Here is a 22,271-nt window from a genome sequence, read left to right on the forward strand (position 1 = left end):
AATGCGGATAAAATACTTGATTTCTGCCATATGTTTTGCCTGGATGATACCCATGGTTTTCTCTCAGCCTTTTGTTCAGGAAAGGGTGGTTATTCACTATGATCGGGATCTGTACCTTTCCGGAGAAAAAATCTGGATGAAACTGTATGTTACGGATGCCGCATTTAACCGGCTTTCGACTTTTAGTAAAGTTGTGTATGTCGAACTCTGGAGTCCTGAAGGTAATCCCGTAACCCAACTGCGTGTTCCTGTGGTTCATGGAATGGGCCAGGTATGCCTTCCCGTTGAATCCGGGCTTTCTACAGGTTATTATCAAATCAGAGCCTATACCCGCTGGATGACCAATGGGTCTGCTGAAAATTTTTTTCTCGCAACCGTAGCGGTTGTCAACCCGGCAGAGGAAATACCGGTTTTTGATGAGCTGCCTGAAAACCTGTCTGATAAACTAATTATTGCCTTATTTCCTGAAGGAGGAAACCTCGTCGCGGGACTGGAAAGTCGGGTAGGGGTAGCTGTAAAAGATAAATGGGGGAGAGGGGTAGAGACTTCTGGCTGGATCAGTGATTCTTCCGGGACGCGGTTAAGTGAGTTTTTTACAGACGATCGCGGGTTGGGTGTTTTTTCGATAACTGTTGAACCTAATCGCGACCTCAAGGTATTTGTCAGAAAAAAAGACGGGAACCCGCAGCAGGTTTTTTTGCCTGATGTTCAGGAAGTTGGTGTAAGCCTGATGGCAGAACAAAAGCCCAACGGGGATATTTCAGTTGCCATCAGGAGCACACTTTCCGATGAAGAAATGTTGACCGTACATATGGAAAGGGGTGGGGTCGAATTGGCTCCTGTTACGGTAAAGTTATCGGGTGGTGAAACCCGGATATCTGTTCCTTCCGGTTTTTTTCCGGAGGGTGTACTTGAGATTTTTATCAAAGACCGGAATGCGCGCATACTTGCACGCAGAAATATCTGGATAACTGACCTTAAACCCCTGATGGTGAATATACAGCTCTCTTCTGAAGCGGTATCGGTGGGTACGCGGATAGTTGCTGATATTCAGACTGTTGATATAAACGGTAACCCCCGGCCTGCCAACCTCTCGCTTAGTGTTGCAAAAAAAGCGCCGTTGCCTTTTGGTTTTGCAGAAAGAAATAAATTGGTCAATGATCTGGATATGCTTTGCCGGCCGTTGGCACCGCTTGCTTCAGAAAAAAAACCGTCAGTTATCCCTGAGTTGTATGGCATGACGCTCAGTGGCTCAGTTTCAGAAACCCCGCATACTTCCGGTGCCCGGATTTTTCTTGCAGTTCCCGGAAAAATCCCTTACGTCAGAGTTGCCAAACCCAATACAGCCGGGCGGTTTTATTTTCAGTTGGAAGACCTGTACGGCGTCAAAGAAGTCGTTGTCTTTGGGGTTGATAGCGCCAGAAATCCGCTTAAAGTTGTGTTGGATCCGGCGATTGCTGCGGGTACTCCCCCTCCTGTTTCTCCCACTCTTTCCTTTTCCCGGGCTGAAGCCAGGCAGTTACAGGAAATTTTTCTCAATCAACAGATTCAGTCGGCTTATGGAGATATCATCAGCTTAAGTGAGCCTATGCCCGTACCTGAAATGCAGCCATTTTTTGGTCAGGCAGAGCGCAAGTATCATTTGGATGATTATACCCGGTTTTCGATAGAAGAAACATTTATCGAAATCGTATATCAGGTACATGTACTTCACCGTCAGAATCAAACATTGCTTCGCATCTATGACCAGTATCAGGATGCCATGCTGGAAGAAGATCCCTTGATGTTGGTAGACGGAATCCCCTTTCTTCAGGCAGAAAACCTGCTCGGGGTCAACACCCGGCAAATCGAAGACATCGAGGTATTGAGTACGCTGTATTATGCAGATGGGGATTTTTTTCATGGAGCGGTTCATCTGATCACCTACGATGGTAACGGCGAAGCCGTGAAATTGCCGGACAGCTATCTGAGACAGAACTATTCTTTATATACTGCGCCCGAAATTTTTTCTCCTGTTATTAAGAAAGAGAATACCTCTGCCCATATACCTGATTTTAGAAACCTGCTGCATTGGGAGCCGGATATACGTACCGGCGAAGACGGAAAGGCACGGATAGAATTTTACACCTCAGATGCCACCGGAAAATATGAAGTCAGGGTTTTGGCCCTGACTTCGGATGGTTTAAGCGAAACAGTTGTCACGCAACTGGAGGTCGTAAATCCTTAGATTTGTGGTGGCTCCCAGCCGGGCTCGTAGGTTCTTCCCCAGTATTTTTTCTGGATTTTTTTATTGAGGAACCGGCCATTTAACGGATTCACCAGGAGATGTGCGTTTCCTGCGCGATAAGATATATTGGCATAATGGCTAAGGTTTGCACTGAGAGAACCTTCTCTGATGGGAGAGTTCTGCGCAGCTTTTCCTCTGATCGCATCAAAGAAATTTTGTACGTGCAAGGTAGTCATATCCCCGCCGCCGCCGAGTCCGGTAGATCCTTCTTCTCCGCGGGATTTTCTTTCACGTACCAGTGTGCCGTTGCGGTCGTAGAGTTTGTAACCACTGCGGTTTACAAACACGGTGCCTTCTGAGCCATAGATGACTGTGCCCCGGTCTGATCCGTACGTATTGTAGTTACTACGGCTTTTTCCATCCCACATGATGGTTTTGGTTCCACCTTTAAATTCAAAGGTAGCGTCCATGGTATCATACATTACCCAGGGATCATCTTTGAAATGGCGTTTGCCTGCATTTACGTATACGGCGTCGGGGTATTCAACCTGAAGTGCCCAGCGGGCGACGTCTAGTTCGTGGGTAGCATTATTGCCGGTTTCACCGGTTCCCCATTCCCAAAACCAGTGCCAGTTGTAGTCAGCGACGATGTCGATAAAATCGGTTCTGGGCGCGGGTCCCTGGAAGAGGTCCCAGTCCAGATAATCGGGTACAGCAGTTTTTTTGGCATTATCGACCCTACCTCTTCCGTTGGAATAGAAAGCCTTTGCGAGATATACTTCTCCGATGCCGCCGCCATGGATTTCGCTGATAATTTCCTGTGATTCAGGCGCGGAGCGCTGTTGGTTACCCATTTGGACAACCTTACCGTATTTTTGCTGAAGGGCGATCAGGATTTCGCCTTCACGGGGGTTGTGGCTACAGGGTTTTTCGACATAGACATGTTTGCCCGCATCGAGAGCCAACCAGCTTGCTGCGGCATGCCAATGGTCAGGGATGGCAACAAAAACCGCATCGACATCTTTGTCTTCGATGATTTTGCGGAGATCTTTTTCTTTTTTAGGGCTTGTACCGGTCAGTTTTTTTACCGCTTCTGCCCCTTTGTCCATTCTGCGGCTGTCCACATCGGAGACATAGATCATGCCGGCATCATCACATTTGCTGACTGAGGGCGCGAGTGCACCAAACCGGCGATAGGTGCCCAGCATAGCACAATTTACCCGGTCATTGGCACCCATGATGCGGGCATAACTTTTTGCATTAAACCCGAGGGTAGTTGCAGAAAGTGCCACGCCGCCCATTGCGGTCTGCCTGACAAAGTTTCTTCGAGTAATTTTATTAGACATAGTAATAGATTTGGAATAAAAATCGGGGAATGATCCTGTTAGAAATGGAAATATACTGTGTAAATGATTATTCCCCGACTGTCTTTTGATTTTTTTTAGAGTCTTTGTGCTCTGGGTTCAAGATCGGTCAGCTCAGCAACACGTACCGGGTGGCCAGATTCAATACTTTTTCTGGCTGCAATACCAATGAGAATGGACATGGCGCCATCGCGTGAACCAGCAGAATGACGGTAAGGATCTGGTGCATCGGGGTTTTTGAAAATTTTGTCGTGAAGCCTTTCGTCTCCCCCTCCGTGCCCGCTTCTGACAACCGGCACTTTTACTGTTTCAAATTTTCCCCAGGTTTTGTGAAGAATCATCGGCTCAAAGTCTGCTGCTTCGAGCTGGTTTTGGGCCATTTCTGCTTCATGCAGAGAAGACTGATCGAGGTTTTCGTTTTTTAACCAGGGAAAATCCACCCAGGCTTCCAGGTATCCTTCTGTACCATGAAATGAGATTCTCCATCCCTCAAAAGGTGAGTAGGTTGTAAGGGAATAGTTGGCTACTACATTATTGGCATAGACGATCTGTGCAGACATCTTGTCGTAGATATTGATCTCTTCCCGGAAAACACAGTTGTCCCGAACATAGCCGTCGTGTTTTTCATTGTCCACATAAAGCTTCATCATGTGGTCGCTTTTAGTGATATCCCAGTAAAATTTACACTCCTTTTTATGTTCGCATGACCGGCAGCTTTTCCCGCGCAATGTTCCATTGCTTCCATAGTGTTCGAGCGAACCATATGCATGAACTTCTTTGGGATCGGAATCTATCCACCAGTTGAGCAGGTCAAAGTGGTGAGTGGCTTTGTGGATCCACAATGTACCGCTGGATTCCCGTTGGCCATGCCATCTGCGGAAATAATCGGCTCCGTGGTAGGTGTTGAGGTACCAGTGAAAGTCTACGGAGGTTACTTTTCCAATGCTGTTGGCTGCCAGCAATTCCTTGATTTTTGTCATATAAGGGCTCCATCGGTAGTTGAAGCCTACAATCAGGTTTTTACCTGACGCGCGCTCTGCGTCCAGGATAGCCTGGCATTTTTGCTCGTCAATCGTAAGGGGTTTTTCCGTGAGAACATCGTATCCCATGTCAAGTCCTTTGATGATAAACTTATGATGGGTGGAATCTTTGGTCGTAACGATGATCAGGTCAGGTTTGGTCTGATTGAGCATTTCCTCAAAATTGGTAAACGTCGGACAATTTACCTTCATATACGTTTTTGCATAAGCCAACCTTCCGGGATTGATATCGCAGAGCCCGACAAATTCGAGCAGATCCGAATACTGCTCAACCAGCCTCCGGCCCCAAAAGGAAGTGCCTCTTACGCCTGTTCCGACTAAAACGATCCTGAGTTTTTTTTGCCCAAGTCCAAATCCCCAGGCTGGAAGTGGCATCAGACTGCCTGCGGCCAGCATGCTTACAGAAGTGAGAAATTTTCGACGAGTAACGTTTGTCTCCATAATATAGGTAGATATTAGTAATACATACAGAAAATGATACTTTCTTAATTTGGGGGTTTATTCTGACTCTGTCAAATTATTCACCCTGCTTTATTCATCATTTTTGCTTCCTAAATTTAATCTGTACTCATATTGGGGGTATGATATTAATCAGGATGGATAATGCCTTAATTTATTGGCATCATATTTCGATGAATTTACCTTAGGAGATAATCCGGAAATAACCCAAATTACAATTCATGAGTATCAAAAAGAGCTTTCAAAAAAACGGATTAACATGCAAAGTTACTTTTCGATTGCCTGCTGATCTGGTAAAAAACGCTGAGAAAGTCTGCCTTGTAGGTGATTTTAATGAGTGGCAGAAAGACGAACTCCCATTAAAGAAGCTGAAATCTGGTGATTTTTCTATCACCCTGAGCCTGAAACAAGGGCAGGCTTACCAGTTTAGATACCTGATAAATGGAGAGAACTGGATCAATGATCCGGAAGCTGACAAGTATGCTTCCGCGCCGTATCCAGGTACAGAAAATTCAGTGTTGTTGCTTTAAGCTACGCAATAGCAGCTATTTTCCTTTGTTGAAAGAAAATATTTCTGAGTCTGTCCGCGCGTTTTTCAGAATCGTCTCCATTTCTGAAAGTATTTCGGGATGGGCGTTTGCCAGATTTTGGGTTTCTCCAATGTCCTGGCTAAGGTCATAGAGCTCAAATGCCGCTTCAGGTCGGGCAATGTAGTCGTATTTTATGGCTTTCCATTTTCCTTTTCGGATAGCGACTCTGCCGCCTTTTTCATGGAATTCCCAGTACATATACGGGTGCTCTGCTTGTTCGCCTTTTCCCAGCGCCGCGGGTAACCAGGAGATTCCGTCGATGTTTGGCGGGACTTGTGCCCCGGTAATTTCTGCCAGTGTCGGCATCAGATCCCAAAAGGCCGAAATATGGTCTGTGGTAGTTCCCGGGCTTATTTTTCCCGGCCATCGGGCGATTGCCGGAACCCTGATCCCGCCCTCATACAGATCTCGCTTATAGCCTTTGAGCGGGCCATTGCTGTCAAAATAGTCGGGGTCAGCTCCTCCCTCCACATGGGGCCCGTTGTCTGAAGTGAAAATGATCAGCGTATTGTCGTCAATGCCCGCAGATTTCAGTTTGTCCATAATTTCGCCCACTTGTTTGTCGAGCAGGTAAACCATTGCAGCAAAAGCTGCATGGGGTTCTGCCTGAGAGCCGTAAGGCCCATTGCGATAGTTTTCGCCATCATCGGTTCCGATAAAGGGTGTTTCGGGAAGAAGTTTTCCCCTAAACAATGCAATTAAAGAATCTGGCACCAGCAGCTCGGCATGCGGAATAGTATTGGGAACATACAGGAAAAAGGAAGTGTCTTTATTTTTCTCTATAAACTCAAGTGTTTTACGCTGAATATAGTCCGGTGCATATAATCCTGTAAAGGAGCCGGAGTTTTGCGGTAGCGATACCTGTGTTTGATTATGCCATAGATACCGGGGATAGTAATTGTGGGCCAGCCGTTGGCAATTATAGCCCAGAAACTCATCAAATCCCTGGCGATTGGGATCTCCTTCTGATCCGGGATAACCCAGCCCCCATTTTCCGAAAGCACCCGTAACATATCCCTGCGCCTTCATCATTTCGGCCAGGGTGAAAATGCTGTCTGCCAGGGGCCATTGCCCTTCAGGTTGAACTTCTTTATTGCCGCGGATAAATGTATGTCCTGTGTGGAGGCCCGTCATCAGGGAGGATCGGGAAGGTGCACATACGGTTGCTCCTGCGTAGTGTTGCGTGAAGCGGATACCTTCTGCGGCCAGCTTGTCCAGATTGGGTGTTTGAAATTTTTTCTGCCCATAACAACTGAGGTCGCCATATCCCAGATCATCGGCCAATATAAAAATGATATTAGGGGGGGGAGTTGTAGTAGTTTCAGAATCGGGCTGACAGGCGAAGTTGAATATTAGCAGGATGAAGGCCGTGATACCCAAAAATGATTTATTGAGGAAAAGCATACAAAAGATTTTAGGGGAATTGAAAACCGGCATTTGATACCGGTTTCCAATTATCGGCAAAAAATCGCGTTAAACATAATCTTTCCAATTCAAAATCTCCCCTGAATATATCGCCTTATTGGCAAGTGCTACTGCAATCGCGCTTTTTCTGCCACTTTCATAACCTACCACCGGGGTTTTGTTTTCCCTGATACACACACCAAAACCTGCAAGCGCTTCCTTCGTTGGTTCACTGTCTTCTTTACCCGGCTCAGTCTGGTACAAAGGCATGGGTTTTCCGGCTTCCCACTTTGGCGAAGCTGCAGAAACGGCATCGAGCTTTTTCTCTTCTTTGAATTGCCGCAGATATGCGGGTTCTATCGTTACAGTTGCCTGATAACCTTCCGCACGGATCAGTCGGATCGTGGCATTTTTACCGTAAAACTTCATCTGAAAACCCATTTCCTCATTGGTCGTCAGGCAGGTAAAACTGGCTTTAACACCATCCGGATATTCAAAAATCGCATGGGTATTGTCAAATGTTTCTCTTCCATCTTTCCAGTAATCAATTCCGCCCATTCCCATAATCCGCACAGGGCTTGCATCGAGCATCCAGTTGACAACATTGATCTGATGCGAAGATAATTCTGCCATCAGGCCGCCCGAATAATCTTTATACATCCGCCAGTTGATGATTCGCTCAAATTGTGGGTCAGGAACAGGCCTGCGCCAGTTGCCGTTACGGTTCCAGTAACATTCAATATGTGAAAGAGGCCCAAATTCATCGCCGTGGATGACGTCATTGATTTTTTTGTAGATGGGATTATACCGGTGCTGGTACCCCACCTGGAAAACCTTATCAGTTGATTTTAGCAATTCTCCCAGTTTTTTTGCCTCATCAATGGTAAAGGTCATGGTTTTTTCGCAGTAGATATGTTTCCCCGCTTCCAGAGAAGCTTTGGCCATTTCGAAGTGAAGATAAAGCGGGGCAGAGATAATGATGCCGTCCAACGAATTGTCTTCCAGCATTTTGTGATAATTGTCATACCCTTTGGCACCTTTTGCTGCCAGGGCCATTCCACTTTCGAGCCGGAAAGGCAGGATATCACAACAAGCAACCACTTCCATCCCGGGAATTTCATTGATGGATTCCATCAGGTTTGTTCCCCTGCCTCCAGTACCGATAATACCGAGGCGAATGGTATCATTTGGTCCAAATCTTTTCAGGTTGGACGTAAAGGGGTATTCACTGGCAAGGGAACCTAATCCACTTGTTAATAATCCTGCGGTGGCCGCAAGTTTGCCAGTATTTGCTAAAAATTTTCTTCTCGAGCCGTTCATAGTAAATTTTATCAAGATTGATTCCTAAGATAAAAACATTATGATTTTTAATATAAGACTTTGGTCATAAAATGTGAAAACGCGGGGGATTCTCTATATTTGTCAGCTTCGGAATAAACTATTATGAAAAGTGCAGGAGATATACAATCATTTGGGAAAACCAGAGATGGAAGGGAAGCGCATTTGTTTCACTTCAGAAACAGGATGGGTGCAGAATTGTCCCTTACCAATTACGGCGGGACAATTATTTCATTAAAGGTTCCTGACCGGGAGGGAAACCCTGGCGATATTGTTCTTGGTTTTGATAATCTGGCAGATATTGAGGCTACCCGCCCGTTTTATGGCTGTATTGTCGGAAGATATGCAAACCGGATTGCCGGCGGGAAATTTTCCTTAAACGGTCAAACTTACCCACTGGCGGTCAACAATGGCCCCAATCATTTACATGGCGGACTCAAAGGATTTGATACTCATATATGGGATGCCGAACCATTTTCCAACGACCTTGGAGCCGGAGTCATTCTTCGTTACATCAGCAAAGATGGCGAAGAAGGATATCCCGGAAACTTATCTGTGAAGGTGACCTACACCCTGACAGAAAAGAATGAACTGCGGATCGATTATACAGCGGAAACCGATCAGACTACGGTCATCAACCTTACCAACCACGCATTTTTCAATCTGAAAGATTGTGGCGCCACAGCGATTCTGGATCATGAACTTCAGCTGTTTGCTGATCAGTTTACGCCGGTAAGTAACGTAATGATCCCCACGGGAGAAATTCGGCCCGTAAAAGGTACGCCACTGGATTTTTCTCATGCTATGCCTATCGGCGCGAGAATTCATAGCCAGGATGAACAAATCAGATTTGGCAATGGTTATGATCATAATTATGTGGTCAACAATCAGGAAGACGAGCTGGCGCTTGTCGCAAGGGTAACCGAAAAATATACAGGCAGGGTAATGGAAGTATTCACCACAGAGCCTGGCGTACAGTTTTATACAGGGAATTTCCTTCAGGGTCGTAAGCCCGGCAAGTATGGGATTATCTATCAGAACCGATCAGGCTTTTGTCTGGAAACCCAGCATTTCCCCGATTCCCCCAACCAGCCTGCGTTTCCTTCCACTGTCTTAAATCCTGGCGAAATGTACAGGAGTACAACTATTTATGGATTTGGAACTGAAAAATAAGGTACTGATAAAACAAATGTTTGCCCTATGTTTTCAAAACAGATTTACGTTGCGGCTACCAGCCAGCATGTAGGTAAAACTACTTCTACCCTGGGGCTGCTGGCCACTCTCCGGGATTCCGGAATTAACGTGGGTTATTGTAAACCCGTCGGCCAGCAATATATTGATGTGGGTTCCAGCCGGGCTGATAAAGATGCCTTACTTTTTTCTACCGTGATGGGTTTTGACCTTGTGCCGGAATTGCATAGCCCCGTGATACTTGGCGACGGGGCAACTACGGCATACATCGACAACCCCCGGCAATACAATTATGGCAACCGGATTTTGAAGGCTTCCAAAATCCTGAACCAAAACTATGATGTCATGGTCTATGAAGGGACCGGACACCCCGGTGTCGGAAGTGTCGTCGGACTCTCCAACGCAAAAGTAGCGAAGCTGCTGCGCGCAGGGCTGATCATGGTGGTAGAAGCCGGTATAGGCAAAACGATTGATTCGCTGGATCTTAATCTCTCTGTATTCGAGCAGAAAAAAATCCCGGTCATTGGGGTGATTATCAACAAGGCGCTGCCTTCCAAAATAGATAAAATTCAGTACTATGTGGGCAAGGTACTCAAGGAACGCGGCTTGCCGCTCCTCGGTATTTTGCCTTATGAAGAAGAATTGGGGCAAATTATCATGCGCACCATTGTAAAAGGAATTGGTGCGACTGTTACACAAAACGAAGGATATCTGGACAACAAAGTCAAAGATATTATTGCCGGCTCATTGATAGATTTGACACAATTGAAAAATTTTAACAATCAGCTTCTGGTCGTAAGTGTCAAAAGACTAGAAGATGCCTTGCGGAAACTCAGCCAGGTCACCCGACTGATGGATACCGATGAGTCTCCGCTGAGCGGTATTATTATCACAGGTGAGGGAGAGCCTTCGGAAGAATATAATAAGTATTTTGAGGACCATAAAATTCCTGTTCTTCGCTCTATGATGGATACATATGAAGTGGTAATGAAAATCTCCAGAATTGAGGTTAAGATCAATACACGCACCCCCTGGAAAGTGAGGAAAGCGGTCGAACTGTTTAAAACACATATAAATCTTACCCCAATTATGGAATCTCTGGGGGTATAACTGGTTTTATAAGGGCTTTTTGTTTATTTAGTGCAAATTTTTAACCGGGAAATTATAGTATAATTTTTACATGAAGATTCTCGTCATAGGGGCAACAGGAAGAGCTGGAAGGTTGCTCGTCGAATATTCACTTGAGAAAGGGCATGATGTAACTGCATTTGCCCGCAATATGGAGGATTACCCCATCCAGCATCCTCGCCTTTCACTTGTGACGGGTGATGTTTTGTATCCCTCCCTGATTGATGCAGGGGTGCAGGGACAGGATATTGTACTTTCCGTTATTGGCATCCGCCAGTTTGGCGGCCCGATTACCCTCCTCTCTACAGGTATTAAAAATATCATAGGTGTCATGGAGAAGCGAGGGGTAAAGCGGCTGCTGACGATTACGGGCGCAGGTATTTTGCAGGAAACCGAAGATTTGCTGATTATGGAAAGTCTGAGTTTCCCTCCCAATTTGCAAAACATATCCATGGACCATCAGCGGGTGTATGAAGGGTTGGCTGCAAGCAATCTGGACTGGACGCTGGTCGCTCCGGCGTTTATGCATAATGGAGACCGAACCGGGAAATACGTTGTAAAAGCAGACTATTATCCCCCTCGTACCCGAAATGAAGTCTCCGTAGAAGATGTCGCTGATTTTATTACTGCGGAAATGACGGAAAACAAATTTCTCAGGAAAAGAGTTGGAATAGCACATCCTTTAGATCTCTAGCTATTTTTAATTTGATCATTCCCACCTATATTTATCCATTCGCGAATTGAACCCAAATATATGAAAGTAGGCATTATCGGAACCGGAAACATAGGTCTTTCCCTGGGAAAGGCCCTTACAAAAAAAGGTTATAAAGTCATGTTTGCCTCTCATTCTCTGGCAAGAGCCAATGAAGCTGCCGGGGAAATGGAGCATAACGCCGTGGGAGGCACGGTAGCCAGTACCATTCATTACGGAGAAATCATTTTTCTCGCAGTACCTTATAAGTCTATTGAGGATGTGCTGCGCAATTCAGATAGTTTTCAGGGAAAAGTGGTCGTAGATTGTACAAACCCTCTGATTATGGGCAATCCTGCAGAACTCGCCATCGGGTTTACCACTTCCGCTGCAGAGCAAATCGCAAAAATGATCCCTGCTGCCCGGGTAGTCAAAGCATACAATACCGCTTTTGCCCAGCATATTGCAAACGGTCCATATTTTGGCCCCAACGATGCTTCTATGTTTTACTGCGGAGATGATGCCGATGCGAAGGCGTCTGTTGCCAGATTAATTGAAGCTACTGGTTTTGAACCCGTCGATTGTGGCCCGCTTAGCAGCGCCCGCCTGCTTGAGCCTATGGCGGTGCTGATCGTTCGCCTCGGCAATAATATGGGAATGGGCAGTGAAATTGCCTTCAAACTCCTGAAGCGGGACTAGGCGTATGAACCCGCGGTTTAGAGCGCTTCATCTGATCCAGACCAGGCAACCTGTGCCACCGACCGACCAGTCACGCCGGCCCAGTGAATTGTTTGGGGAGAATGTGTTTACCCGGGCAAAAATGAAACAATACCTCTCCGAAGAGGTGTACCGCTCGCTCAAAGAAAGCATTGAACAGGGACAAACGCTGGATCGGAAAATTGCAGGTCCGGTAGCAAATGCCATAAAATCCTGGTCTCTTGACAAAGGGGCTACGCATTTTACCCACTGGTTTCAGCCGCTTACTGGTCGAACCGCAGAAAAACACGATTCTTTTCTGGAGATATCGGACGGCGAACCGATCGATAAATTCTCTGGTGACGAACTCAGTCAGCAGGAACCAGACGCTTCTTCTTTTCCCAGTGGAGGGCTTCGCACGACGTTTGAAGCCCGGGGCTATACAGCATGGGACTGCAGCTCCCCGGTTTTTATTTTTGAAACTACCTACGGAAAAACCCTCTGTATTCCCACCATTTTTGTGTCTTATACCGGGCAGGCGCTGGATTATAAAATCCCGCTGCTTCGCTCCATAAGGATGCTCGATAAGGCGGCCACAGAAGTCTGCCGTTATTTCGACCGAAAGGTCAGACATGTCTCTCCTACACTCGGCATTGAACAGGAATATTTCCTGATTGATCGCTGCTACTACGACCTTCGCCCTGATCTGATACTTACCGGGCGAACCGTTTTTGGTGCAGCTTCTGCCCGTGGACAGCAACTCGATGACCATTATTTTGGCTCTATCCCGGAGCGTGTTTTTGCTTTTATGAATGAGTTGGAACAGGAATGCCACCGGCATGGTATTCCTCTGCGTACCCGACACAATGAAGTCGCTCCCGCTCAGTTTGAATGTACGCCTCAGTTTGAAAATCTTAATGTGGCGGTGGACCATGGCCTGATGGTAATGGATCTCATAGACCGTACCGCCCGAAAACACAACCTGGCAGCACTTCTGCACGAAAAGCCATTCGCCGGAATGAATGGCTCCGGTAAACACAACAACTGGTCCCTGATGACTGATACCGGGAAAAACCTTCTGGCCCCCGGATCAAACCCCAAAGAGAATCTTATGTTTCTGACATTTTTCGTGACAGTCATCAAGGCTGTACATGAATATGCAGACCTCCTGCGGGCAAGTATTGCTTCTCCCGGCAATGACCACCGTCTGGGTGCCAGCGAAGCGCCTCCGGCTATTATGTCGGTGTTTATTGGCAGCCAGCTTTCCCGCGTTCTCAACGACATTGAAAATCCTCCCCGAAGGAAAAAAAACGATCATGTAAGCGAACTGATGCATTTGGGCATCAGCGAAATTCCTGAATTGCTCATCGATAATACTGACCGCAACCGAACTTCTCCGTTTGCTTTCACTGGTAATAAATTTGAGTTTCGGGCCGTGGGTTCTGCTATGAACAGTTCGGCACCGATGACCATCCTCAATGTAATCGTCGCAGCACAGTTGCAGGATTTTGTTCAGCGTGTAGCGAGCAAGATCAATCGGGGACGCAAACAGGAGGCGGCAATTCTCGACATTATTCGCGAGTATATCGAAACCAGTAAAAGTATCCGGTTTGAAGGTGATGGATATAGCCCGGAATGGGAAAAAGCCGCAGGGAAACGAAACCTGAAGAACATACGGTTTACGCCTCACGCACTGGATGCATTGCTGGAAGAAAAAGTAGTAAAGCTTTTCACTGAGGCAGAGGTCTTTTCTGCCGATGAATTAAAAGCCCGCCACGAGGTATTAGTCGAAAACTACCTTAATAAAGTGCGTATTGAGGCAGATATTATCGAAGAATTAGCCATGACAAGTTTGCTGCCTGTAGCAGTTAACTATCAGGGCCAGTTGCTTAAAAATATCGCCCGTGCCCGTGCAGTGAATATTTCTCCAGTGGCTGTAGCTTCACAGGAAAAGCTCGCCGAAAAACTCGGCGAACAAATCAATGCCGTCATAAGCGGAGTAGCGGAAATGAATAAAGCCAGAGCTTTTGCTGCAAAAACAAATTCTACCCGCCTGATCGCCCAAGCCTATGCCGAACGGGTCGTTCCTGTATTTGCCCTTATCCGCGCACAGATAGACGCGATGGAGGGACTTGTGCCCGATGAAAACTGGCCACTTCCCAAATACCGGGAAATGTTATTTGTCAGGTAATATCAGATTTAAACTGTTTGTACAGTTTGAAAGGTTCCTCCAGACTCTCATCTAACAAAAATATTCCGGCTCCGCTATCAATCTCAGCAACGTAGTGCGGTTCTTTGTGTTTGTTTCTGGCTTGTTCTCTTTGAAAGAGGAGGAAACTGACATAGTCAGATACATTTTCCCGAAGTTCAGGCGGTAATTGCTGGATATTAGCAAGAATTTCGAGATTCAAATTATCCATGACGTATTATAGGGTTCAAAAATATGGGTTACAAGAAGCATTTCTTACCACGAAGAAACGCTAAAATAGCGTTCCTTTGATCGATTTTTGCGCGAATGGTCATCTTTGTCGGATGAAATGCCTGAAGTAAAATGTCGGTGATCACCTACGTTCGTAAATCTCAGGTTTATCTTGTAATTTTGCAGCCTGTTTGATTATTAGAGAAAATCATAATGAAAATTATTATCGCAGGAGCTGGAGAAGTCGGCTTTCACCTTGCCCGAAAGTTGTCTCATGAGGACCATGATATTATCCTGATAGATAAAGTGGAAGAGCGGCTCTCGCATGCTGAGTCACATATAGATGTCGGGGTTTTGAAAGGAAATTCGGTTTCCATACGATTGCTGGAGCAGGCGGGGGTAAATGGGGCAGATCTTGTGATTGCCGCTACTTCTTCGGAGGAGACCAATATTACTACTGCAATTATTGCCAAACATCTTGGCGCCAAAAGGACCATTGTGCGAATCAGCAACCCTGAGTTTCAGACAGATAAGGAAAAATTGGATCTGCGGAAACTGGGTATCGATTCGATGGTATTTCCCGAAAACCTCGCTGCGCAGGAAATCCATCGCCTGATTGAGTTTTCCGCACTTACCGATTCTTTCGAATTTGGAGAGGGGAAGTTGTCGCTCGTAGGGGTGGTTTTAGAGGAAGATGCACCACTTATTGGGATGAATCTGATCGAATCAGTTAAGATAGATACGGATGTGAAGTTTACTGTGGTTGCAATTTTGCGTGGCCGCAAAACGCTGATCCCGCGGGGAGATACGGTATTTCAGAAAAACGATCACGTTTATTTTATTACTCATCCTGAAAATACCCATAAGCTGATGGACCTCGCCGGAAAAGAAAAGGTAGATATCCGGAAAATCATGATTTTGGGTGGCAGTCTCATTGGCCGGGAGTTTGCCCGCTATGTGCAGCACAATTATAAAGTGCGGATGATTGAGATTGACAAAAATAAATGCTATCGCCTGGCAGAAGAACTTGACCATGCGATGATCATTCACGGTGACGGCAGCAATGTGCAGTTTCTGGAAGAGGAGGGAATTGAGGAAATGGACGCTTTTGTCGCGGTAACTGGCAATTCTGAGACCAATATTATCTCCTGTCTCGTCGCCAAAAACCATGGTGTGAAACGCGCTATCGCCCTCGTGGAAAATATCGATTATATCAGCCTTTCGCAGACCATTGGAATTGATACCCTGATTAATAAAAAAATGATCACGGTAAACAATATTTTCCGCTACGTAAGAGAAGGTCAGGTAACCGCGCTTACCAGCCTGCATGGCGTTGACTCCGAAGTGCTGGAGTTTATCGTCCATAAAGACTGTGAAATTGCTGATATTCCCATTAAAAAGCTTCAGTTTCCCCGCGATGCGATTATCGCCGGTGTAGTCAGGGGAGAAGATAGCTTTATTGCCGACGGAAATACCTTTATCCAAAGCGGAGATCGGGTGGTGGTATTCACCCTTCCTTCTGCGGTTCACAAAGTTGAGAAGTTTTTTAAATAAAAGGGTGGTTTATTCCACCCAGTTTCTCTCTTCCACTTCCATTTCTTCCTCTGGCGCCGGACCAAAATCTTCGTCAAAAAAGATACCTTTTGATCTTGCCAGGGGGGGGATCAGCGCTTTTTCCATTTCGTCCTCGTTTTGGTACACGGGAAATTTGGAAGGGGGGGGACCAGAAACAGCAGAAGAACCAAAAACACCTGCGCTTGCGAGGCCTGAAGCTGCTGCGGCACCACCCATAGCGGCTGCTGCCATTGTGCCAAATTTGACACTTCCCAATGGTAAATATTGTGCGGTTTTTACTCCATCTATCAGCCTTTTCCAGTCAAATGCAGGGCCTATATCTGTTTTTCCCGTGGTGCGGAAGTTGACGTGGGTAGTAATGCCTTTAAATTGCGCGTTCTCCAGCGTTGCTTCATAACGCTTACTTTCTTCGATAAACTCGCGAGGGATGTTGTATAAACTGGTGAGGTATCGAACCAATATAATCAAACTGTCATATTGCTTGTCGGTATGGGCCGCAAAATATTGATACCCACGGTACGGCTTATCCAGCTTAATATACTGGTCTGCATCAGTCAGCGCACAATAGGTATCTACCGGGTTTCCTTTTACCCGGGAATAGGCCGTCTCCAGGGTTTTTTTATCGGGGCTTAATGTCAGCGGGCCGAAGTTGGATAATTCGATCCCGATAGAGCTTTTGCTTCCGATACTGTTTCCGCCCAAAGCTTCAGAGCCGAGGTGATAGGACCAGTAGTGAGAGGGGAAAAGTTGATAAATCGTACCGTCCCGGGCAATCACATAGGCGACACTCAGACGCGTTCTCCCGGTAGCCGGCCTTGGGGAAAGGGTGGTGACATCGCTTAAAACATGCCCGACCGTGTAGTGGATGACCACCTTGTCTTTATCGCACTTTTCGCTTTCGTAAAAATCGCGATAACCATCTTTCCGGGTTGCCAGTGTCGCATTCAACATAAGGTTTGACTCGCCAGGCACAGCGATGGAAAAAGAGTCGAGTTTGAAGCCTTTGTTGGTCTCTGGTGTCCGGAATTTGGATTCTAATTCTGAAAGGGAATTAATACGCATGAGGATAGTTTTTGTGGTGGGGGCATAACCTAAGGTAGGAAATATTACCCTAAGCCTACGTCAATTTACATTTTTTTTGAAAAAATCCTCAAAATCTGCGAATGGGTATTTTATTCTGTTATGATCTCATACTCTGAAACCATGGTAATAGGCCAGCGCTGCCCTTCTGGCAATAGATCACTGGTGAGATTCACTTCTCCACTTAAATCCTGGTTGATCGACGTCCTGATTGTCCATCCGTTGCGGGGGTTGAGGAGTATTTCCCCTTGCTGTGAACCTGCCAGTTGGTAGGCAAGCCGCATACCCATCATCTCCATCGGAACATCCGGGTTGGAAGCCATTTTGGAAAACACTTCGAGCGTTGCCTGGTTTTGATCAAGGGCTTTTACTTTATAACTGGTTTCCATGGTGATCGGGAATCCCTGATTAATGGTCGTTACGCGGGTCCATTCATCCCCAATGCCTACCTTTTTCCGGGGATAAATAGCCATGAGATTTTGCATTGTGGCACGGGTGTTTTCGTCTCCGTACTGATTTTTTAATGAGGTGGAAAGTGATTGGCGGGTTTCGGTATCCAGCCCCTCAAAAGAAACGAGCATATTATCCAGCATCTGATCAATCCCTTTGACCTCCGTCACCTCTCCCATAGGTGTTATCGTCATGAAAAAAGATTGTCCGGCCAAAGCGGCAAAACCTTTGGCTGCCGGAGGCACAGTCTCGACGATACTGTCTGAATCAAAACGAGTGCTGCCCGTGACGCCGTCCTGGTTAAAGATAACCCGCGAATAGGTAACCTTGATTTCATAGGACTTGGCATCGGCTTCCAGTACATCGTAGGTATAGTACATGCCAATGGTCTGATTGATATTTTGTTCTGTTTCCATCAACACCTGACTGATATCCTGATGGGCAAAATAGCTTATCGTAAAATGGTCGTTTTTTTCCAGGTTGAGCCTTAACTTGATCTTTGATGGGGAAACACTTTGTGCAAAAAGAGAAAAAGCAGAAGATAGGAGCAAAAAGAAAACAATGGTTACAACAGATTTTTTTTGCATAATGTCTGGATATATTTATATGGCGTTTACGACCGGGTGATAAAGATGTTTGTAAAAACGGTTTGTTTGCGGATAAATACTATTTTTGGCGCAAAGTTTAGCTGTTGTTGTGAAAAGGTTAAAGCCATATCTTTCTGTTGCTGTTCTCCTGGGTCTGGGTTACCTGATTCTGGATAAGGCCTTTTTGAAGATTTTGCGCAACCCCAACAACTACCTTCTGGGTAAATCTCAGGACGGATTGAAGAATTATTTCACGCCTGCCTGGTATTTGAAGTATGACACAGGGCTGCATTTTTCGGGGATGAATTATCCTTTTGGCGAGCACGTGCTTTATACTGACAATCAGCCGCTTATATCCTGGCTCCTCAACCTGATTGACAATCACATTTTCCCATTGGCGGATTATACTGTGGGTATTATGAATGGTCTTATTCTGGGGGCTTTGGTGGGTTGTATGTACTTTCTGTATAAAATTCTCCGGCATTTTCTGATGCCCGCGGTTTACGCCATTCCGGTTGCGATCATTATCGCCTGCCTGTCTCCGCAGATTCACCGTTTTGCCGGTCATTATGCGCTGGCTTATACTATCTATATTCCGATGCTCTGGTGGCTGCTGATTCGCGGCACAACGGGCCCGCGCCCCTGGCTGGGTTTTGCTGGCGCTTTGCTGACCGTAACGCTTGCTGGCGGCGTACATGCGTATTATCTGTTGATGGGGGTTCTGTTTACCGGGGCTTATATGGCTGTATTTGCTTTCAGCCGCCGTAAAAACCGATCTGAGCTGATCCTTTCGCTGATAAAAACCGGGCTGGGACTGTTATTGCCGCTGGTAATTTTCCAGACTTTCATGGCACTGACGGATACCGTTGGTGACAGGCCTGACAATCCTTCCGGATTTTTCTTCTATCGCGCATACTGGGAAAGTGTATTTCTTCCGGTACAGGGTCCGTTGTGGGACGGCTGGCACTGGTTTTTTAAAACGCCGCGCCCACAAGTGGAGGGGTTTTCTTATGTCGGCATGCTGGCGACTGTGATTGGCGTGATGACAATTCTCCGCACCGTACGGTACGGCTGGCAGATTCGGTATGACCGGATGTTCTGGCCGGCGCTGCCGGGTGATCTGGCCGTAGCCTTTTGGGCAGGGTTTCTGATCTTGTTGTTTTCTATGGCATTGCCTTTTCGCTGGCATCTCGAATGGCTGCTCGATGTGTTGACGCCGTTGCGGCAGTTCCGATCATTGGGGCGGTTTGCCTGGGTGTTTTTTTATACATTCACTGTATATGCTGCAGTGTATGTATATATGATCTTCCGGCGATTTTCCCAAAAAGGGCTTCGTCTCTCTGCGATATCCATTGTGGTGACCGCCTTGTTTTTCTGGTTATGGGAAGCGGCCATTCATATTAAAATCCATGCGGATGTGGCGCTAAAAACCAAAGGCGATAATGTGCTGGCCAATGTTGAACCTGACTTTGCAAAATGGCTGGCTGATGCAGGGGGAAATCCTGATGATTTTCAGGCTGTATTGCCAATTCCCGCTTTTAACACCGGTTCGGAGAAATTTGTGCCTTACCCGCCTTCCGATGGTACGGTTGCCCGGGTCTTTAAGCTGGCGTACAACCTGGGGCTTCCAATCGCATGTGGGAGCATGTCGCGAACTTCCATTTCCCAGTCAGAAAAACTGATTCAGCTTTTCAGCGGGGATTATATAGAAAAAACCATTCTCGCCGATTATCCCAACCGCAAACCGCTGCTGATTCTCTTTGAATCGGGAGTCAAACTATCGCCAGGCGAAGAAAATCTGATGAAAAAAGCGGTGCGGATTACCCCCGAAGACCGATTTGCCCTTTACCGGCTGGAGCTTGACAGCCTTTCTACGCGGTGGGGGGAAGTGGAAAAAAGATTTGCCGCGGAAAAGGACAGCCTCCTGTTTGCCGACGGTCCGGTTCATAAATCAACCCGGGAAAGCTGGGTGTATTTTAATGGTTACGACCAGAATGAACACAGCCCATTTGGCGCTGAAACGCTGCGGGGAAATGAAAGTGATCCGCTCTGGCTGTTTAACGATACTATTCCCTCCGACAGCAGGCTGCATGTTTCGCTTTGGATGCGGGTCGATCCGAAGGAATCGGGTTTCCCCGGATTTTTTTACAGAGAATATGACCATGCCGGAAATCAGGTCGATTACCAGCAAATCGCTACCATGTTTGGTCAAGTCATTTACAAAGACTGGATGATGGTGGAATACACTTTTCAACCAAAAGCCGCAGGCAACCGGGTGGAATTCTGGCTGAAAGACAAATATCCGGAGGCAGAGTCATTCCTCATCCGGCAGGAGAATACGGACGTGTTCCGGGAAATACCCGGACAGTCGCTGATGTACAACAATTTTTACCTTGAGCGTTAACCAACTCGATATCATCCTTCCCTGTTTTCATCCACGGGAAGACTGGACTGGGAGGATTATCACATCCGCCGAAGAACTGAAAACCCGGCTTCCGGAGGTGCATATCCGTTATATTTTGGTGAATGACGGTTCGCCTTCTCCCATCGATCCGGCAGCGATTGAAAAACTCCGCGAGGCCTTGCCGGCATTTGAATACATTTCCTATTCTGTCAATCGCGGCAAAGGGTATGCGCTTCGCCAGGGAATGGCCGTGTCAGATGCAGCTATCAGCATATTTACTGACCTCGATTTTCCTTATACGATGGAAAGTCTGGTGAAAATTTATGGCGTATTGTCGGGCGGGGAAACAGACATTGCCGTAGGCATCAAAAACCAGAACTATTACGACAAACTGCCGCCCATGCGGGTGAAAGTTTCCCGGTTTCTACGTTTTCTGATCCGCAATTTTCTCCGCATTCCGATTACCGATACCCAGTGTGGACTGAAGGGGTTTAACGCCTCAGGCCGGGCTATTTTCCTTCAGACAACGATCAACCGCTACCTGGCCGACCTTGAATTTATTTTTCTGGCTTCCCGGCAAAAAAATCTCAAACTCACCCCACTTCAGGTTGAGCTGCGCGAAGGCGTCGTATTTAGCCGGGTGAATATGCGGATTTTGCTCGGAGAAGGGACTAATTTTCTACGGATTGTGTTGCGCTCGCTAGCCTAGTACCACACTTATGGCAAAAATTTTCATCAGCGGAATAAGGCGTATCACACGCCGGACAAAGACCTTTGTTTTTTAGCGCTTTTGCTACGACTTCGCGGTTCATAATCCGCTGATATTCGCCCGCATCAATCCATTGAAACAATTGAGAAGCGCGGATAATGGTAAATGGCTCAGGGTTTTCGTACCCGGCGGCAAAGCGAATCAGCTTGTCGAAAGTATTTTCGGGTATTCCGTCAAAATCGGCAGCCTGCAAGCGCAGATCTTCGGTAGAAACTCTGCCCTGATACTTTTCCGGTAAACCGGCGGTTTTGATGAGTGCACTTGCGGCAACTTCAGGATTTTGACAGGTGAGGAGTCCGGCCCGGTCTGCGGTAAACTCCGACATCCGGTACCAGTGCATCAGGGCCATCTGAAGTGGCATGGAGAGCAGGTTGCCTACACCCAGGGTAACATCGCTGATGAGTTGGGTTACCACACGGAGCGATTCGGCGATCATTCGGTACAGGACGTGGTTGCTGCGAATATGGCCCAGTTCGCGTCCAAAAAGAAAAAGAATTTCATCGTCAGTCAGCGACTCGATGGCGCCACTGCTGATGGCGATAATCTGCCTTTTTTCCCCGCTGGTGAAAGCGGTGATTTTATCCTCCCGTTCGATATACAATTCCGGCACATTGGGCATTTCGACTATGCGACAGGCTTCTTTGAGCAAATTGTGCAGCTCAGGGATATTTTTTCCAGTTACCCGGATATTGCCTCCGGTATGTTTAATCAACAGATATTTTTCAAATCCATAATCCAGAATCTTCTGAGTCAATAGATCCAGTCCCCGTGTGCGCTCCAGTCGGTCCAGGGATTCTCTGTCAAATGGATGTTCGTATTCATACGTCAGGAGGTCATGGAGGATTTTGCGGGACATGAT

Annotated in this window: 18 protein-coding genes; 10 read left to right on the plus strand and 8 right to left on the minus strand. The window is 46.7% G+C overall.

From position 1 onward, the window contains the following. Position 1: 1 nt before the first annotated feature. Complete coding sequence (locus R3D00_15730; GenBank protein ID MEZ4774636.1) at positions 2-2,227, plus strand: hypothetical protein; 2,226 nt, start codon at positions 2-4, stop codon at positions 2,225-2,227. Here R3D00_15730 and R3D00_15735 read toward each other — a convergent pair. Beyond that, positions 2,224-3,573 (minus strand): Gfo/Idh/MocA family oxidoreductase, encoded by a 1,350-nt coding sequence (locus R3D00_15735; GenBank protein ID MEZ4774637.1) that lies wholly within the window; start codon positions 3,571-3,573, stop codon positions 2,224-2,226. The genes R3D00_15730 and R3D00_15735 overlap by 4 nt on opposite strands. Positions 3,574-3,668: 95 nt before the next feature. Next, positions 3,669-5,072, minus strand: a complete 1,404-nt coding sequence (locus tag R3D00_15740; protein ID MEZ4774638.1) for a Gfo/Idh/MocA family oxidoreductase — start codon at positions 5,070-5,072, stop codon at positions 3,669-3,671. Positions 5,073-5,311: 239 nt separating this feature from the next. On the opposite strand from R3D00_15740, the gene R3D00_15745 reads away from it, so the two are divergent. Beyond that, positions 5,312-5,620, plus strand: a complete 309-nt coding sequence (locus R3D00_15745) for an isoamylase early set domain-containing protein (protein ID MEZ4774639.1) — start codon at positions 5,312-5,314, stop codon at positions 5,618-5,620. Between the two features lie 15 nt (positions 5,621-5,635). Here the strand turns inward: R3D00_15745 and R3D00_15750 are convergent, their stop codons facing one another. Beyond that, positions 5,636-7,084 carry an arylsulfatase gene (locus R3D00_15750; protein MEZ4774640.1) on the minus strand — a complete coding sequence of 483 codons (1,449 nt, stop codon included), beginning with the start codon at positions 7,082-7,084 and terminating at the stop codon, positions 5,636-5,638. A 69-nt stretch (positions 7,085-7,153) separates the two neighbouring features. After that, the gene (locus R3D00_15755; protein ID MEZ4774641.1) at positions 7,154-8,404 is read right to left on the minus strand and encodes a Gfo/Idh/MocA family oxidoreductase; all 1,251 of its coding nucleotides are present in this window, start codon (positions 8,402-8,404) and stop codon (positions 7,154-7,156) included. Positions 8,405-8,527: 123 nt separating this feature from the next. Between R3D00_15755 and R3D00_15760 the strand changes: the two genes are divergently transcribed. From R3D00_15760 to R3D00_15780, 5 genes are all read left to right on the plus strand, one after another. Then, positions 8,528-9,595: an aldose epimerase family protein gene (locus R3D00_15760; protein MEZ4774642.1), complete on the plus strand. Its 1,068-nt coding sequence runs from the start codon at positions 8,528-8,530 to the stop codon at positions 9,593-9,595. Between the two features lie 27 nt (positions 9,596-9,622). Further along, positions 9,623-10,723 carry an AAA family ATPase gene (locus R3D00_15765; protein MEZ4774643.1) on the plus strand — a complete coding sequence of 367 codons (1,101 nt, stop codon included), beginning with the start codon at positions 9,623-9,625 and terminating at the stop codon, positions 10,721-10,723. A 70-nt stretch (positions 10,724-10,793) separates the two neighbouring features. Continuing rightward, positions 10,794-11,435: an SDR family oxidoreductase gene (locus R3D00_15770; protein ID MEZ4774644.1), complete on the plus strand. Its 642-nt coding sequence runs from the start codon at positions 10,794-10,796 to the stop codon at positions 11,433-11,435. A 60-nt stretch (positions 11,436-11,495) separates the two neighbouring features. After that, on the plus strand, positions 11,496-12,131 hold the full coding sequence (locus R3D00_15775) for an NADPH-dependent F420 reductase (GenBank protein MEZ4774645.1): 636 nt from the start codon (positions 11,496-11,498) through the stop codon (positions 12,129-12,131). Between the two features lie 4 nt (positions 12,132-12,135). Beyond that, entirely contained in the window at positions 12,136-14,319 is a 2,184-nt protein-coding gene (locus tag R3D00_15780) for a glutamine synthetase III (protein ID MEZ4774646.1), read from the plus strand. Here R3D00_15780 and R3D00_15785 read toward each other — a convergent pair. Next, positions 14,312-14,548 (minus strand): DUF2281 domain-containing protein, encoded by a 237-nt coding sequence (locus R3D00_15785; protein MEZ4774647.1) that lies wholly within the window; start codon positions 14,546-14,548, stop codon positions 14,312-14,314. The genes R3D00_15780 and R3D00_15785 overlap by 8 nt on opposite strands. 212 nt (positions 14,549-14,760) lie before the next feature. Between R3D00_15785 and trkA the strand changes: the two genes are divergently transcribed. After that, positions 14,761-16,101 (plus strand): Trk system potassium transporter TrkA, encoded by a 1,341-nt coding sequence (gene trkA / locus R3D00_15790; GenBank protein ID MEZ4774648.1) that lies wholly within the window; start codon positions 14,761-14,763, stop codon positions 16,099-16,101. Between the two features lie 9 nt (positions 16,102-16,110). Here the strand turns inward: trkA and R3D00_15795 are convergent, their stop codons facing one another. Together R3D00_15795 and R3D00_15800 are read right to left on the minus strand one after the other, a co-directional pair. Continuing rightward, positions 16,111-17,184 carry an N-acetylmuramoyl-L-alanine amidase gene (locus R3D00_15795; protein MEZ4774649.1) on the minus strand — a complete coding sequence of 358 codons (1,074 nt, stop codon included), beginning with the start codon at positions 17,182-17,184 and terminating at the stop codon, positions 16,111-16,113. A 110-nt stretch (positions 17,185-17,294) separates the two neighbouring features. After that, the gene (locus tag R3D00_15800) at positions 17,295-18,239 is read right to left on the minus strand and encodes a DUF6263 family protein (protein MEZ4774650.1); all 945 of its coding nucleotides are present in this window, start codon (positions 18,237-18,239) and stop codon (positions 17,295-17,297) included. Between the two features lie 109 nt (positions 18,240-18,348). Between R3D00_15800 and R3D00_15805 the strand changes: the two genes are divergently transcribed. Together R3D00_15805 and R3D00_15810 are read left to right on the plus strand one after the other, a co-directional pair. Next, on the plus strand, positions 18,349-20,643 hold the full coding sequence (locus R3D00_15805) for a hypothetical protein (protein ID MEZ4774651.1): 2,295 nt from the start codon (positions 18,349-18,351) through the stop codon (positions 20,641-20,643). Beyond that, on the plus strand, positions 20,633-21,352 hold the full coding sequence (locus tag R3D00_15810) for a glycosyltransferase (protein ID MEZ4774652.1): 720 nt from the start codon (positions 20,633-20,635) through the stop codon (positions 21,350-21,352). Before R3D00_15805 ends, R3D00_15810 begins: the two co-directional genes overlap by 11 nt. Here R3D00_15810 and R3D00_15815 read toward each other — a convergent pair. Beyond that, entirely contained in the window at positions 21,315-22,268 is a 954-nt protein-coding gene (locus R3D00_15815) for a M48 family metallopeptidase (GenBank protein MEZ4774653.1), read from the minus strand. The genes R3D00_15810 and R3D00_15815 overlap by 38 nt on opposite strands. Positions 22,269-22,271 lie beyond the last annotated feature (3 nt).

It is taken from the genome of Bacteroidia bacterium (genome assembly GCA_041391665.1).
Lineage (GTDB): Bacteria > Bacteroidota > Bacteroidia > J057 > J057 > JAGQVA01.

Coding starts and splice junctions, on each gene's coding strand:
- R3D00_15770 (MEZ4774644.1), top strand. CDS start 10,794: ATGAAGATTCTCGTCATAGGGGCAACAGGAAGAGCTGGAAGGTTGCTC.
- R3D00_15755 (MEZ4774641.1), bottom strand. CDS start 8,404: ATGAACGGCTCGAGAAGAAAATTTTTAGCAAATACTGGCAAACTTGCG.
- R3D00_15740 (MEZ4774638.1), bottom strand. CDS start 5,072: ATGGAGACAAACGTTACTCGTCGAAAATTTCTCACTTCTGTAAGCATG.
- R3D00_15760 (MEZ4774642.1), top strand. CDS start 8,528: ATGAAAAGTGCAGGAGATATACAATCATTTGGGAAAACCAGAGATGGA.
- R3D00_15735 (MEZ4774637.1), bottom strand. CDS start 3,573: ATGTCTAATAAAATTACTCGAAGAAACTTTGTCAGGCAGACCGCAATG.
- R3D00_15730 (MEZ4774636.1), top strand. CDS start 2: ATGCGGATAAAATACTTGATTTCTGCCATATGTTTTGCCTGGATGATA.
- R3D00_15780 (MEZ4774646.1), top strand. CDS start 12,136: ATGAACCCGCGGTTTAGAGCGCTTCATCTGATCCAGACCAGGCAACCT.
- R3D00_15800 (MEZ4774650.1), bottom strand. CDS start 18,239: ATGCAAAAAAAATCTGTTGTAACCATTGTTTTCTTTTTGCTCCTATCT.
- trkA (MEZ4774648.1), top strand. CDS start 14,761: ATGAAAATTATTATCGCAGGAGCTGGAGAAGTCGGCTTTCACCTTGCC.
- R3D00_15775 (MEZ4774645.1), top strand. CDS start 11,496: ATGAAAGTAGGCATTATCGGAACCGGAAACATAGGTCTTTCCCTGGGA.
- R3D00_15745 (MEZ4774639.1), top strand. CDS start 5,312: ATGAGTATCAAAAAGAGCTTTCAAAAAAACGGATTAACATGCAAAGTT.
- R3D00_15785 (MEZ4774647.1), bottom strand. CDS start 14,548: ATGGATAATTTGAATCTCGAAATTCTTGCTAATATCCAGCAATTACCG.
- R3D00_15815 (MEZ4774653.1), bottom strand. CDS start 22,268: ATGTCCCGCAAAATCCTCCATGACCTCCTGACGTATGAATACGAACAT.
- R3D00_15765 (MEZ4774643.1), top strand. CDS start 9,623: ATGTTTTCAAAACAGATTTACGTTGCGGCTACCAGCCAGCATGTAGGT.
- R3D00_15750 (MEZ4774640.1), bottom strand. CDS start 7,084: ATGCTTTTCCTCAATAAATCATTTTTGGGTATCACGGCCTTCATCCTG.
- R3D00_15795 (MEZ4774649.1), bottom strand. CDS start 17,184: ATGCGTATTAATTCCCTTTCAGAATTAGAATCCAAATTCCGGACACCA.